Genomic DNA, 13,782 nt, shown 5'->3' on the forward strand with positions numbered 1-13,782 from the left:
TGGCCGCCACCGCCGGAGGTGGATTGGCCGACCGGCCGCGGATCGTGCTCGCCGACGCGGTCACCGGCGCCTTCCGGACGCTGACCGATCTGCCCGGGCTGCGCCGGGTGGCGCACTGCGGCGCCCGCGCCTGCCGGCGCCGGCCCGAGGAGTGCACGCACGACCTGACCGGCCGCCCCGGGTCGCGCGCCCCGGGCCCCACCGAGGGCTACGGGCCCGGTGCCGCCCTCGACCGGACCGGCCGGGCCCGGGATCGGCGGTGCCGGTTTCCCGGCTGCCGCCGCTGGGTGCCCACGGCCGGCGAGCTCGACCACCACCGGCCGTACGCCGCCGGGGGTGAGACCAGCGCGGCCAACCTGGCCGGCTACTGCACCGGTGACCATCGCGGGAAACATCAGGCGCCGGGCTGGACCCACACCCTCGAACCCGACGGCACGCTGACCGTCACCACGCCTACTGGCCTCACCGCGGTCACCACCCCGCCGCCGTACTGAGGATCGGTCCGATCATGCGAACCGGGGTCCCCAGCTCGTCGACCGGTACAGGGAGAGGTCGCCTCACCGCGGCCGCCCGCCGGGTGCGACAGTAGAGTCCCGTGGCGATCCTGGTGACCACCCGACCGCTGACCGCCGACGACCGGGACCTGCTGCGGTCGGCGACCCTGGCCAACCTCAACTGGACCGGCGAGGAGCGCTTCACCCTCCGCGACGTCGACGAGCAGCCCGACCTCCGCCACTACACCGAGGTTCGGCGGGATCGGGGCGACTTCGGCCTGGTGGCCGCGCGGAACGGGAGAACCGCTGGTGTGGTGTGGGCGCTGTTCCTCGGCACCCGCGACCCGGGCTACGGCTTCGTGGCCGACGGCATCCCCGAGTTGAGCATCTGGGTGGCGCCCGCGGACCGCGGCCTGGGGATCGGCAACGAGCTGCTGCATGCGGCGCTCGCCGTGGCCCGCCGCCGGGGCATCGAGCGGGTGAGCCTGAGCGTCGAGCGGGGCAACCCGGCCGTGCACCTCTATCGCCGGTGCGGGTTCCGGCCTGTGCCCGGCGCCGCCGAGGGGACGTTCGCCGTCGACCTGTGCGCCGGTGTCAGCTCCAGTCGACCCGCCGGGCCAGTGCGTGCAGCCGCGCCCCGAACACGGGGTCCAACGAGGCGGCCCAGGCGACGCGGCCGAGGACGTGCTCACGAAAGGTCGCCGGGTCGTGCTCGCGGGTCTGGCTGGCCCAGCCGTGCCGGGCGCAGTTGTGCAGCAGCGCACGAAGCGCATCCCGCTCGGGCCGCGGGAGGGTGGGCCGGGTGTTAACCACGGCGCCGAGCACCCGCTGCCGCGAGCCGGCGCCGGCCACGCGCGTCTTGGCGGGGTTGATCCGGAAGCCCTCCTCGGCGGCGATCCCGGTGACCAGCGCGGCGAGCCGGCCCGTCTCGATGCGCCGGTCGCCGCTGAAGGTCAGGTCGTCGACGTAGCGGGTGTAGCGGGCGCCGAAGGCCGAGGCCAGGCCGGCCAGCCGGCGGTCGAGGCGGTAGCAGACCAGGTTGGCCAGGGCCGGCGAGGTCGGTGCGCCCTGCGGCAGGTGCGGTGCGGCCAGCCGCTGTCCCAGTCTCCGGTGTCGCTCGCGGGCGTCCGTGCCGTCCGGCAGAGGGAGCGCCCGCCACACCGATGTCGGCACGCTCGTCGTCACCAGCCCGGTGACCAGGTGGGCGACCGGCTCGGTCAGCCCCACGGTGCCCTGCAGCAGGCCCCAGATCCGGGGCGCTGTGACCGAGGCGAAGAAGGCTTCCAGGTCCATGCCGAGGACGACGGCGCTGCCGGCGTGCGGCGCGGCCGCCGTCCGCACCGACCGGCCGGGCACGCACCCGTGCGCGGCGTCGTGCACCGGAACCGGGACGAGGACGTGCCGCAGCAGCCGCCGCTGGATCTCCTTGAGCCGGGGCTTGGGCTCGGCCAGCAGCCGCAGCCCGCCGCGGCGCTCGACCGCGTGCCAGCGGTAGTGCCGCAGCGGCTCGCCGGCGGTGCGCTCCAGACCCCGGACGTCGGCGAACCAGGCCAGCTCGCCCTGGTCGAGGTCCAGCAGGCGGGCCAGCGCGGCAGCGTCCGGCAGGGGCGGGACGCCGAAGCGGTGCCGCACCACCGAGGTCGCGACCGGCCGCCGGTGGACGACGCGCCGCAGCGCGCCCATCCGCTGCCATGCCTGCGTGGTGGTCACGAACGCGGCCAGCTCCCGCGGCCGGTCGGCCGGGGCGGAGACGTACGCGGCGAGCACCTCGTCGACCAGCGCGCCCACCCAGCGCGGCGCCCGCGCGAACCCGAGGGCGACCGACACCCGGCGGACCATCGTGCGCCGCGACCACGGCCCGGCCAGCAGCGCCGTCGCGATACCCGAGGCGGTCACGTGCGAGCGGGCGCGGGCCGTCACCGGGGTGCGCGGCGAGGGAGGCAGCCGCCCCCTGAGGGAGTCGCCAGGGCGTGCGCGGAGCGCGCCTGCTGGCGGGTGACGCGATGCCCGACTCGCTGCGTTGCCCCGGGGTTGCCCCGGGGAGACCGGCTGACGCCGATCGTCCTGCCCTCCCCGCCGCGCACCGCGCCACCGTAGCGGCGGCAGGGGCGACCGCGCTGGTCACGGGCGGGAACCCGGGGCGCTCGCCGCGCTGACCTCCTGCACCGGCACGGCGCCCGGGCCACCGTCGAGGCGCGGGTAGCTGGGGAGACCGGGCATCCCCAGCGACGCCACGGGGCGCTGACAGCACCGCCACAGGTCCGGCGCCGACGCTCCTGCGCGACGGTCGGACACGCCGGCCGCAGACGGAGGTGTTCCCGTGCGCAAGAAGTTGGTCGTCGCCGCAGCCGCCGGCGCCCTGACGCTCACCGGCCTGGCCGTGGCCGTCCCGGCGCTCGCCGACACGGCATCGACGGGTGGCGCATCGTCGTCCGTGGTGGACCGGATCCGGGACGCGCTCTCCGGCCTGGTGGACGACGGGTCCCTCACCCAGGAGCAGGCCGACGAGGTGGCCAGCACCCTGGGCGAGGCCGGGCTCGGCGGTCACGGTGACCACCACCGCGGCGGCCACGACCTGACGGCCGTCGCGACCGCGCTCGGGACGGGCGAGGACGAGCTGCGGACCGCGCTGGAGGCCGACGGGGCCACGCTCGCGCAGGTCGCCGAGGAGCAGGGCGTCGAGCTCGACACGCTGGTCGCGGCCCTCGTCGAGGCCGAGCGGGAGGGCATCGCGGAGGCCGTCGAGGACGGTCGGACCACGCAGGAGGCGGCCGACGAGCGCCTGGCCGACCTGGAGCAGCGCGTCACCGAGCGGGTCACCTCTCCCCGCGACGACCACCCGCACGGGGCCGGCCGGCACGGCGGTCCCGGCGACGACGACTGATCCCGCCGGCGCCCCGAGCGGCGCCGCCTCCCGGGCGGCACCGCTCGGGAGGCGGCGGCATCCCGGGGCCCGGGCGTCGGATCGGACGACGGCGTGGATTGGCGGACCGGGACGGTCGAGGCGGGTCCAGCCGGCCGTCGGGCCTTGCCGGAGGACGCCGGACCGGGTACCCCTTCGGGCCACGCCCGGCCGATGGATGAGCTCTCCCGGGGACGGGAGGGGGATCGTGGAGCCCGGAGACGAGAGGAGGTGGGCACATGGCCGTGCACACCGGACCGGTCGCCGGCGGTGCCCGACGGCTCCGCGGGCGCGCCGCGCCCCACGGCGTCCTGGTGGTCGTCGGCGGACTCCCCGGCAGCGGCAAGACCACGCTGCTGCGACGACTGCTCGCCGAGCAGGTGCCCGGGGTCGTCGGCCTCGACTCCGAGGACGTCGCCGCCCGGCTGCGGAGGACCGGCCTGCGGCTGCCCTACCGCCTGCTCCGCCCCGTCGTGCACGCGTGGCACCGGGTGCGGGTGCTGCACCACATCGCCGGGCCCGCGCCGGTCGTCGTCCTCACCGACCCCTGGACCCGGCCGTGGTGGCGGGCGGCGGTGCTGCGTGCCGCGCGGCGCGCCGGTCGCTCGGTCCGCCTGGTGCTGCTCGACGCGTCGCAGGACCTCGCCGAGAGCGGGCAGGCCGCCCGTGCCCGGCGGATCCCCACGCGGTCGATGCGCCGGCACGCCACCCGCTGGAGCACGCTGCTGGACACCGTCGCCGGCCCGGACGGCCGCGCCGGCGTCCGGTCCGTCGTCGTCGTGGACCGGCGGCGGGCCGGGCAGGTGACCCTCGCCGAGGTGCTCGGCCGACCCGCCGCATGAGGCTCGTGGCCCGACCCGGGCGCTCGTTCAGCGGCCCTCGCGTGCCCGGTAGCGGGCTGCCCGCTTCGCGGCCGCGGCCCGGCGGCGCTCGGACTGGCGGGTCTCACGGTCCCGGGAGGCCCGGTCGCGGACGGTCTGCGCCGTCCCCGGCGTGTAGCCCGCCCGTTTGACCCGGTTCTCGGTGGTCTCGGTCATGTAGGCCAGCGAGAAGATCAGGCCGAGGGCCAGTCCGCCCAGGGCGGTCATCAGCCGGATCCAGACCGGGCCGGGGAGGAGCAGGACGACCAGCGCGATCGGGACCGCCATCTGGACGAGGGCGCGGGACACGTGCCGCAGTCCCCAGGTGCGCGTCGTGGTGTCGTGCAGCACCCAGGGGGAGTAGCGGGCCGGCAGGCCGCCGCCCATGGCGTAGTACAGCCACCGGAGGACGCCCGGCCGTTCGGCGCGCTCCGCGCCGCCCGGACCGGCGTGGTCGGTCGTCATCTCCAGCTCCTCGGTGGTCGGGAGCGCTCGGGGTCGCCCACGGGTGTGCGGGACGGACCGCGCTTCCGGGGCTCGTCACCGTGTCCGCCCGCTGCGCCGGCTCCACGCACCACCGTCGAGTATCCCCACTCCGCCTCGCCGGTGCGGGCGATCGTGGGAGCCGGTGTCGTCCCCGGCCGACATCCGGGAGATGGCCTGCACGTCCAGGCGCTCGGTGGTGAAGAGCTCGACGTAGGCCCGTTCGCGGTGGTCACGGTCGACGTCGTCGCGCCACAGCCGGGGCCGCCCGGCGAACCGCCGGGCGATCTCCTGCAGGGCCGTGACGCCCACGGCTTCCTGCGGCGGCTCCGACGGCAGCTGCGTGGTGGCCGACCGGACCGTTCCCGGGACACCGGCCGGCTTCCTGGCCGCACGACACGGCGCTGCTCACCGCCCGGGCCGCTCATCGCTCCGGACGCCGCCGGCCCGCGCGCACGCAGGCGCCCCGCGAGCCCGAGCACCGCGGCCAGCGCCGTCACCAGGGCGAGGACCAGCATGCCTGCGAAGGAGGACCCACGAGGGTGCGTCGCAGGAGCCGGCCGCGCCTGAGCTGCCGTCATCCCTCGGGCCGCCCGGCATCACGGAAGCGTGACGAACGGGCCGACGGGGAACGGTCCGGGCCGTCGGGGGCAGCCCCGACCCGTCCCCGACCGTCGTCGGCCGCAGCAGCCGGTCGCAGCGAGGAGTGCCCTGTGCCCACCGCCCCGTCCCCTACCGCCGTGGCCGCCCCCGTCCCCGGACCGGCGTCCGCCCCGCCTGCCCGCATCGGTGCAGGCGCGCCCGGTGCCGCCGGCCGGGGCTGACCCGTCGTGTCGACGACGCAGAGCCTCATCGGTGCGCTGGTCGCCACGGTGCTGCTGGCGGCCCTCCATCTCGCCGCGCCGCACATCCGCAAGCTCCCGTTGGTGCCCGAGCGGGCCACCGCCTCGTTCGCCGGCGGGCTGGCCGTCGCCTACGTGTTCCTGCACCTGCTTCCCGAGATCGCCGAGGGCAACGAGGCGGTCGGCGAGGTGCTCTCCGACGTGGTGGAGCCGACCCCGCTGGTCGACCTCGGCATCTTCCTCGTCGCGCTGGCCGGGTTCGCCGCCTTCTACGGGCTGCAGCGCCTGGCCGACCGGCGCGCGCCCGCACCGTCGCGCAGCAGCGTCCGGGCCGGGGACGGGGGTGCCGCAGGCGGGCCCTCCGGACCGGTGGGCGCCTCGGCCGCGGGCCGCGGGCTCGAGCCGGCCGGGGTGTACTGGCTGCACCTGGGCTCGTTCATGGTCTACAACGCGCTGATCACCTACACGATGGCGCTGCGACTGCGGACCGGCGTCGCCTTCGCCGTCCTCTTCACCATCGCGATGGGGCTGCACTTCGTCCTGACCGACCGCTCGCTCGAGGAGCACTACCCGCGGCGCTTCCCCCGCTCGGGACGGGTCCTGCTCGCCGGGGCGCTGGTCGTCGGCTGGGTGCTCGACGCGATCTTCGCGCCCACCAGCACGCTGCTGGTCGCCCTGCTCACCGCACTGCTCGGCGGGTCGATCCTGCTCAACGTCTTCAAGGAGGAGCTGCCCGCGACCGGCCGGTCCAGCTACCGGTGGTTCATGGTCGGGCTGGTCGTCTACGCCGCGTTGCTGGCACTCGTGACCGCCGTGGGGGAGTGACCCCACGGTGCCGGTGCGTCGCCCGGAGGTGCGGTGAGCCCGCCCGATCTCCTCCGGACCGCCGCCCGTGCCCCTGGTCTGCTCGTGCCGCTGCCCGTTCACCGGCCGGTCCCGATCCCGTCCGGGCGGTGCTGGACCCGGTGCTTGCCTCGTGTGCCCGCTGGGCGGGGGCGGCGGGGTCGCCGCCGCCGACGGAGGCGGCGGCTGCGGCCGGCCGGGTGCCGGAGAGGTGGCGGGCGGTGTCGACCAGCCCGACGCGGCTGAGCGCCTGCGGTGCGTCGCCCCCCTGCCGCCCGGCGGCGACGTCAGCCGGGTGGAGCGGGCCTCGACCCCGGCGCGGCCGCCGATGCCGGCGAGCGCGTCGGCCACTCCGGGATCCGGCAGGAGCCGTCGAGGGCGTACCTGATCCGCAGGCATGATCCGCAGGCATGATCCGCAGGTCGGCGGGGTTCCCGGCGACCGCGCGCGGCCGGTCCCGCCAGGCGTGCGCCTCCGCGAGGTGGCCGGTGCCGAGCAGCGCCTGGAGGGTGGCGGTGGCGTCCGTTCCGCCGGTCTCGGTCCACAGGGGGCGCACGCCGACGGACTCCGGTGTGCGCCGGCGTGCGACCCGCCTCCCACGGTGACGGAGCCCGGCACCCGCAGCAGCCGATCCGGCCGAACCGTCACGCAGTCGTCGCACGCCCCGCCGGCCGCGACGCTCAGCCGCCGGCCGGGCGCAGCTCCACGAGCACCAGTTCGGGCGGCGCGTTGATCCGCACGGGGAGATGGCTGAAGCCCAGACCGCACGTGACGAACAGCCGGTTGCCGGGCTCCCCGTAGCCCTCCGGTGCCCAGCCCTCCGCCACCCGGGCCTCCTCCTCGGTGAGGCCGACGTAGGAGAACGGCACGCCGGGGATGACCACCTGCCCGCAGTGCGTGTGGCCGGCGAGCGCGAGCGGGGCGCTGCCGGCGGGCAGGTCGGGGAAGACAGTCGGGTTGTGCGCGAGGACCACGCGGGCCGCCCCGTCGGGTACCTCGCCGAGCGCCTCCTCCGCGTCGGCGACGTCCCGCAGCGCCGGCCCCACGCCGACGACGTACAGCCCGCCCGGTCCCGACCCGCCGGGGACCGGAGCCGACTCGTTGGTCAGGACGGGGATGCCGGCGCCCTCCAGCATCGCGGTCAGCTCGTCGGCCGCCCCGACGGCGAGGTCGTGGTTGCCCAGGACGGCGAAGGTCGGGATCCCCGCGTCGACCAGCGGGTCCAGCAGCTCCAGGACCGTGTCCACCTGCTCGGCGATGCTCGGTGAGCTGCTGTACAGGAAGTCCCCGCCGAGCAGGACGACGTCCGGTTCGGCCTCCACCGCCCGCCGCACCGCGCGCTCGACCATGCCGGTGTTGGCCCACCACATGCCCACCTGGAGGTCGGAGAGCAGGGCCACCTCGGTGCCCGCCCACCGCTCGTCGAGGCGCGGCAGCGTCACCTCGAGTCGGTCCTCGTCGAGGATCAGCCGCGGCTCGACGAGGACCCCGTAGACGCCCAGGCCGACGAGCAGGACGGCGACCGCGACCAGCACCCGCACGATCCACCGCCGCATGGGGACCACCTGCCCCGCGGCCGGCCGGTCGATGCCCGGGCGGGGGCGACCGCCACGGGTCCGTCATGTCCGGCCCTGCGGGCCGTCCGGCTCACACCGCGGCGGGAGCGCCCGCGGGGGAGTGCAGCTCGATTCGGTCCTTGCCGTCGCGCTTGGCCGCGTACATGGCGGTGTCGGCGCGGTGCAGCAGCGTCTCGGGGGTGTCGCCGGGGATGGCGAGGGTGCCGCCGACGCTGGCGGTGACGGCGGCGGTGCGCCCGCCGAGCCGGACCGGCTCGCGCAGCGCATCGACGAGCCGGTCGCCGACCCGACGGAGCCGCTCGGCGTCGGCCGCGCCCAGCAGGACGGCGAACTCGTCGCCGCCGAGGCGGGCGACGCAGTCACCGGAGCGGACGGCGTTGGACAGCCGGCCGGCGACGGCGACGAGCAGCTCGTCACCTGCGGCGTGGCCGAGGACGTCGTTGACCGCCTTGAACCCGTCGAGGTCGACGAAGAGCACGGCCGGGCAGGCACCCGGGTCGATCGCCGCCGTGGCCACGGTGAGCCGGTGCCAGAACTCCGCCCGGTTCACCAGGCCGGTCAGCGGGTCGGTGCCCGCGCGGTGGCGCAGCTCCTCCTCCAGCAGCTTGCGGTCGGTGACCTCCCGGAGGTTGACGACCCAGCCCTCGACGCCCGGTGCGCTCACCCGGCCGCTGACCTTCGCCTCGACCCACCGGGTGGTCCCGTCGGCGTGCCGCAGGGGGACGTCGGCGTCCACGACCTCCCCGGCCGACGCGGGCCGGCCGACGATCGCGCGCAGCAGGCGGGTGCGGTCGCCCGGGTCGACCATCGCCAGGGCGCGGCGGCCGAGGACGTCGGCGGCGGTCCGGCCGAGCAGCGACCCGACCGCGGGGCTGACGTAGGTGACCCGGCCGGCGGCGTCGACGATCGCGATGACGTCGGCGGCGTTCTCCAGCAGCACCCGCAGCCGTGCGTCGCTGGCGGCGAGCGCCGCCTGGGCGTGGTGCCGCTCGCTGTCTAGCCGCCCGAGCCGCCACAGGGCCAGCGCGGTGAGCAGGCCGATGCCCGCGCCGAGCAGGTACCCGTTGCCGCCGTGGCGCACGGTCCACAACAACACCAGGGCCGGGCTGACCAGGAGCGCGGCGCCGAGGCCGACGATCCGGCCGGCCGTGAACGCCGAGTCCGGGTCGGGCGCCCGGCCCAGGTTGCGGCTGGAGGGATGGTTGGCGGCGAGGGCGACCGGCGCGACGGCCAGGAGGGGCAGGTACTCGAGGAGCGGCGGGAGCTCGCCGGCCGTGCTCGTCAGCTTGGCGGCCCAGCCGGCCAGAGCGAGCGCGCCGGCGACGCAGACGGCCACCCCGCTGACCGACCGGCCGTTGCCGGGCAGCGCCACCCGCACCCCGGCGACGAGCACCACGGCCGACAGCAGCGGCAGGCCGAGAGTCAGCTCGCCGTTCTCCTGCCCGAGGCCGTCCGGCCCGTCGACGAAGGTGGCCACCGCCAGGCCGGCGGCGAGCAGGAGCGTGGCGGTGTCCGCCCAGGCGCCCGGGTTCCGGCGTCCCCGGCCGGCCACCAGCGCGGCGAGGGCCGCGGCCAGCAGGGCGCCGTAGCCGGCGACGTCCAGGCCGCTCTCGACGGCCCCGCTCGCCCCGGGGGCGACCCCGGCGAGCTCGGCGGCCTCCGCGGCGCTGCTCAGCGCGAACGCCGCGAGCGCGGCGGCCAGCAGCCGCCAGCCGAGGGCGGCGGTGGGCCGGTTGCGACGCAGCCCCTGGGCGACGGCGGTCACGCCCAGCAGGTAGACCCCGACCTCGGCGGCGGGCTGCCACGGGCCGGCCGGCAGCGACGCGACGCCCACGACGCCGGCGAGGACGACTGCGACGTGGGCCCAGCCGTCGGCTCTGCGCACCGCACTCCTCCTGTGATCCCGCTGACCGACGCCCGGTGGCGCCCTCGTCTCCATCGACCGGGAGGCCGCGGTCGTTGACGGCTCCCCACCCGGACGGGTGACGTCGCCGTGCCATTCCACGCAGGCTCCTGTCGACGCCATCCTGCCGACAGCGGAATGGTCTCGCCAACGGCGAAATGCGGCCATTCCACCGTGTCCTCCGACGCCATTCCCGACAGACTCCGGACCGTGGGCACGTCCATTCCGGAGGAGGCGGGGGCCGTGCACAGCACCGGATCGGCCGCCGGGCCATGAGGCCTGCAGGACGCCGTCTTCGAGCGGTTGCTCAGGGAGCGGATCGTCGTCCTGGGCAGCCAGGTCGACGACGCCGTCGCCAACCCGCTGGCCGCCCAGATGCTGCTGCCGGCCGAGGACCCGGAGCGCGACATCCACCTGTCCGTCGACTCGCCCGGCGGCTCGGTCGACGCCGATATGGCCGTCCACGACCCGATGCGGTTCCGTCGACTGCGACATCGCCGCCGATGGGGCCGCCCAGCCGGAGCGGGCGGCCCTGGGTGACCACCGCGACCGCTCCGCCCGGGGGCAGCAGCCGGCCGGCCGCAGCGAGGACGGCGGGAGCGTCCATCCGGTGCGGCGCGCTCGTCGCCGTCCGCCCACGGCGCGGCGGGCGGACGCGGCCGTAGGGTCGCAGCCGTGATGCCACCTGTCGTCGACCCGATCTGGTTGCGCGCCTTCCGCGCCGACGTCGTGCTCGCCGACGTCCGCTGGTACCTCGACGGGCGGTCCGGCCGGGCCGCCTACGACGCAGGGCACCTGCCCGGCGCGGTCTTCGTCGACCTGGACCGGTGGCTGGCCGCGCCCGCCGACCCCGCCCAGGGGCGCCACCCGCTGCCCGACCCGGAGGTGTTCGCCGAGGGCATGGCCTCGCTCGGCATCGGCGACGGCGATTCCGTGGTGGCCTACGACGACGCCGGCGGGGCCGTCGCCGCGCGTCTGGTGTGGATGCTGCGGGTGACCGGGCACGAGGCGGCGCTGCTCGACGGCGGGCTGGCCGCCTGGGACGGCCCGCTGGAGCAGGCGGCGCCCGACCCGGCGCCGGCGGTGTTCCCACCCCGGCCGTGGCCGGCCGAGCGGCTGGCCGGCGCCGAGGACGCCGTCGACCCGGGGGCGGTGGTGCTCGACGCACGCGACCCCGACCGGTACCGCGGCGACCGGGAGCCGGTCGACCCGCGGGCCGGTCACGTGCCCGGCGCGGTCAACGTGCCGTACCGGGCGACCCTGGACGCCGCGGACCGGCTCCTCCCGCCCGACGAGCTGCGCCGGACCTTCGCCGCGGCCGGGGTCACCGCGGACAGCGACGTGGTCTCCTACTGCGGCTCCGGCGTCACCGCCTGCCTCGACCTGCTCGCCCTGGAGCTGGCCGGCTTCCCGCCGGGCCGGCTGTACCCGGGGTCGTGGTCGCAGTACAGCGCCGACCCGGACCGGCCGGTGGCCGTGGGCAACCGGCCGTCCTGACCCGGCCGGTCAGCGTCGGGCGGCGAGCTCGGTCCCCGGCCGGGGGACGGGGACGGGTGCCGGTCCGGCGGGCCGCTGGACGGCGGCGGGCTGGGGGCGGCCGAACAGGTACCCCTGCGCGTGCGAGCAGGCCAGCCGGTCGAGGACGGCGTGCTGCTCCTCGGTCTCGACGCCCTCGGCGACCACCTCCAGGTGCAGGCTGCGGGCCAGCTCGATGATCGAGGCGACCAGCGTCGTCGACCGGCCGCCGGCGCCCAGGTCCTGCACGAAGCTGCGGTCGATCTTCACCACGTCCGCGGGCAGCCGGCGCAGGTAGGACAGGCTGGAGTAGCCGGTGCCGAAGTCGTCGATGGCGATCCGGACGCCGAGCGTGCGGAGGGCCCGGAACGTGTCGACCACCATCTCCACGTCGTCGATGAGCACCCCTTCGGTGACCTCGAGGGTCAGCTGGCCGGCGGGCAGCCCGCTCGTGGCGAGCGCGGCCCGCACGGTCGACACCACGTCGTCGTCCAGCAGCTGCCGGGGGGAGAGGTTGACCGCCATGTCGATCGGCCGCCCGGCCTGCGCAGACCATTCCGCGGCCTGGCGGGTGGCCTCCGCGAGCACCCAGCGGCCGATCTCGACGATGGCGCCGCTCTCCTCGGCGAGCGGGACGAACTCCGCCGGGGCCACGAGGCCGCGGGTCGGGTGCTGCCAGCGCAGCAGCGCCTCGTAGCCGGTCGTCGTCCCTTCGGCCAGGTCGACGGTCGGCTGGTAGTGGACGGCGAGCTGGCCGGCGGCGACGGCGGAGCCGAGGTCGGCGACCAGCTCCGCCTTGGCCTGGGCGGCCCGGTCCATCCCCTCGGCGTACACGACCACGCGGTTCTTGCCCGAGGCCTTGGCGAGGTACATCGCCAGGTCGGCGTTGCGCAGCAGCGTGTCGGCGGAGCGGTCGGCGGCCGAGGTGGAGTCGGCCACGCCGATGCTGACCCGCACCGGGATCGACCGCCCGTCGACGGACACCGGATCGGCCAGCGCCGTGAGCATGCGCCCGCCGATCTCCGCGGCGACGGCGGAGGAGCCGGCGACGACCACGGCGAACTCGTCCCCACCCAGCCGGGCCACCTGGTCGACCGGCCGGACGCAGCCCTCGAGCCGCCGGCTCACGGTCGTCAGCAGCTGGTCGCCCGCGGCGTGCCCGCGGGAGTCGTTGACGTCCTTGAAGTCGTCGAGGTCGAGGAAGAGCACGCTGACCGGGCCCGAGCGCCGGGCCAGCAGCCGGTTGGTGGTCTCCACCAGGAGGGTGCGGTTGGCCAGGCCGGTCAGCGGGTCGCGCAGCCCCTGCTGCTCGTTGAGCCGCCAGGCCGCGAGATGCGCGAGGCTGGCGGCGAGGACGAAGGCCCCGTGGACCAGCGACCACGTCCAGGGCGAGTGCCGCGCGCTGTCGTGCCCGAACACTGCATGCGGGAACAGGGCGCCGACGACGCCGTGGTGGGCCAGGACGACGGCCAGCGCCATCCCGAACGGCACCCAGTTCTGGTACAGCGCCGAGAGCCCGACCATGACGAAGAAGTGGAAGTGCGCCTCGGTGAGGCCGTCCATCAGGTACACCAACGCCACCGAGGCGGCGAGCAGGCTGGCCGTGGCCGCGGCCGAGCGCAGCCCGCGGCCGGCCCCGGGCAGCAGCCCGAAGGTCAGCGGGTAGGCCACCGCGACGGTGAGCAGCAGCGCGGTCAGGGGCGTCCGGCCGGCCAGCGCGGCCATGATCCCCAGCCCTCCGGCCTGGAGGACGGCCACCCAGAGGATGACCCGGTGGCGCCGTCGCCAGACGTCCTCCGGAAGATGCCGGCCCTCGGGGAGGGCGGTCGCGAGGCGGCCGTGGAGTCCGTCGAGCATGCGGAGGTCTTCGTCGCCGCGGCCGGGGGGCTGCAGCCGGCGTCCGCGGACCTCACCCGTCCGGGGCAGCGGTGTCGCAGCCGGGGCCGGCGCGTTCCCGACCTGACCGGCGAGCCTCCCGCGTCCCCTGACCTGGCCGGGTGGACCGGCCGGTGTTCGGGCCCGAGCCGCCCCTGGCGCGCCTGCTGCTGCTGGCCGGTCGGTGGTTCGACGAGGGCGCCCGGAGAGAGCTGGCACGGCGGGGCTGGCCGCGGCTGTCGGCCGCGCAGTCCCTCGTCCTCGCCCACCTCGAGGAGGGCGGCACCCCGCCTGCAGCAGCTGCGCACCCTGAGCGCGCTCGGCGTGGACTCGGCCGGCGGGTTCCTGCTGGCCCGGCCGGCGGCGCCCGAGCACCTGCCCATGGCCCGTCCGGCCGCGTCGTCCCACCGGTGGCGGCAGGGGCTGCATCCCTCGGCGGCCCGCGTCCCGCGGGAGCTGCGGGTGCCCTGACCCGGCGGGCCGGCCTG

12 protein-coding genes and 2 pseudogenes are annotated in these 13,782 nt (G+C 76.7%); 8 read left to right on the plus strand and 6 right to left on the minus strand.

Going from position 1 to position 13,782, the window contains the following annotated elements:
- Together E4P41_RS15410 and E4P41_RS23350 are read left to right on the plus strand one after the other, a co-directional pair.
- Positions 1 to 494: HNH endonuclease signature motif containing protein (locus E4P41_RS15410; protein WP_209307741.1), on the plus strand; the 494-nt coding region annotated here is incomplete at its 5' end.
- A gap of 113 nt (positions 495 to 607) precedes the next feature.
- Positions 608 to 1,030 (plus strand): annotated as a pseudogene (locus tag E4P41_RS23350) (GNAT family N-acetyltransferase); the annotation flags it as partial.
- A 58-nt stretch (positions 1,031 to 1,088) separates the two neighbouring features.
- Here E4P41_RS23350 and E4P41_RS23355 read toward each other — a convergent pair.
- Positions 1,089 to 2,390: a reverse transcriptase family protein gene (locus tag E4P41_RS23355; RefSeq protein WP_245177380.1), complete on the minus strand. Its 1,302-nt coding sequence runs from the start codon at positions 2,388 to 2,390 to the stop codon at positions 1,089 to 1,091.
- A gap of 424 nt (positions 2,391 to 2,814) precedes the next feature.
- Between E4P41_RS23355 and E4P41_RS15425 the strand changes: the two genes are divergently transcribed.
- Entirely contained in the window at positions 2,815 to 3,378 is a 564-nt protein-coding gene (locus tag E4P41_RS15425) for a hypothetical protein (RefSeq protein ID WP_135142156.1), read from the plus strand.
- A 257-nt stretch (positions 3,379 to 3,635) separates the two neighbouring features.
- Positions 3,636 to 4,238 (plus strand): AAA family ATPase, encoded by a 603-nt coding sequence (locus E4P41_RS15430; RefSeq protein WP_135142157.1) that lies wholly within the window; start codon positions 3,636 to 3,638, stop codon positions 4,236 to 4,238.
- A gap of 27 nt (positions 4,239 to 4,265) precedes the next feature.
- On the opposite strand, the gene E4P41_RS15435 is transcribed toward E4P41_RS15430, so the two are convergent.
- On the minus strand, positions 4,266 to 4,721 hold the full coding sequence (locus E4P41_RS15435) for a DUF5313 family protein (RefSeq protein WP_135142158.1): 456 nt from the start codon (positions 4,719 to 4,721) through the stop codon (positions 4,266 to 4,268).
- 75 nt (positions 4,722 to 4,796) lie between these two features.
- Positions 4,797 to 5,051, minus strand: a complete 255-nt coding sequence (locus tag E4P41_RS15440) for a hypothetical protein (RefSeq protein WP_135142159.1) — start codon at positions 5,049 to 5,051, stop codon at positions 4,797 to 4,799.
- A gap of 518 nt (positions 5,052 to 5,569) precedes the next feature.
- Between E4P41_RS15440 and E4P41_RS15445 the strand changes: the two genes are divergently transcribed.
- Positions 5,570 to 6,406, plus strand: a complete 837-nt coding sequence (locus E4P41_RS15445; RefSeq protein ID WP_135142160.1) for a hypothetical protein — start codon at positions 5,570 to 5,572, stop codon at positions 6,404 to 6,406.
- A 698-nt stretch (positions 6,407 to 7,104) separates the two neighbouring features.
- Here E4P41_RS15445 and E4P41_RS15455 read toward each other — a convergent pair.
- Positions 7,105 to 7,980, minus strand: coding sequence for a metallophosphoesterase (locus E4P41_RS15455; protein ID WP_135142162.1), 876 nt, complete (start codon positions 7,978 to 7,980; stop codon positions 7,105 to 7,107).
- A 91-nt stretch (positions 7,981 to 8,071) separates the two neighbouring features.
- A complete protein-coding gene (locus E4P41_RS15460; RefSeq protein ID WP_135142163.1) occupies positions 8,072 to 9,886 on the minus strand; it encodes a sensor domain-containing diguanylate cyclase in 1,815 nt (604 codons plus the stop codon).
- A 297-nt stretch (positions 9,887 to 10,183) separates the two neighbouring features.
- On the opposite strand from E4P41_RS15460, the pseudogene E4P41_RS15465 reads away from it, so the two are divergent.
- A pseudogene (locus E4P41_RS15465) lies at positions 10,184 to 10,378 on the plus strand (ATP-dependent Clp protease proteolytic subunit); the annotation flags it as partial.
- 204 nt (positions 10,379 to 10,582) lie between these two features.
- Positions 10,583 to 11,401, plus strand: coding sequence for a sulfurtransferase (locus tag E4P41_RS15470; protein WP_135142176.1), 819 nt, complete (start codon positions 10,583 to 10,585; stop codon positions 11,399 to 11,401).
- A gap of 9 nt (positions 11,402 to 11,410) precedes the next feature.
- Here E4P41_RS15470 and E4P41_RS15475 read toward each other — a convergent pair whose 3' ends face one another.
- Complete coding sequence (locus tag E4P41_RS15475; protein ID WP_135142165.1) at positions 11,411 to 13,276, minus strand: EAL domain-containing protein; 1,866 nt, start codon at positions 13,274 to 13,276, stop codon at positions 11,411 to 11,413.
- Positions 13,277 to 13,618: 342 nt separating this feature from the next.
- On the opposite strand from E4P41_RS15475, the gene E4P41_RS22225 reads away from it, so the two are divergent.
- Positions 13,619 to 13,765 carry a hypothetical protein gene (locus E4P41_RS22225; RefSeq protein ID WP_167761107.1) on the plus strand — a complete coding sequence of 49 codons (147 nt, stop codon included), beginning with the start codon at positions 13,619 to 13,621 and terminating at the stop codon, positions 13,763 to 13,765.
- Positions 13,766 to 13,782 lie beyond the last annotated feature (17 nt).

The organism is Geodermatophilus sp. DF01-2, from assembly GCF_004571065.1.
GTDB lineage: Bacteria > Actinomycetota > Actinomycetes > Mycobacteriales > Geodermatophilaceae > Geodermatophilus.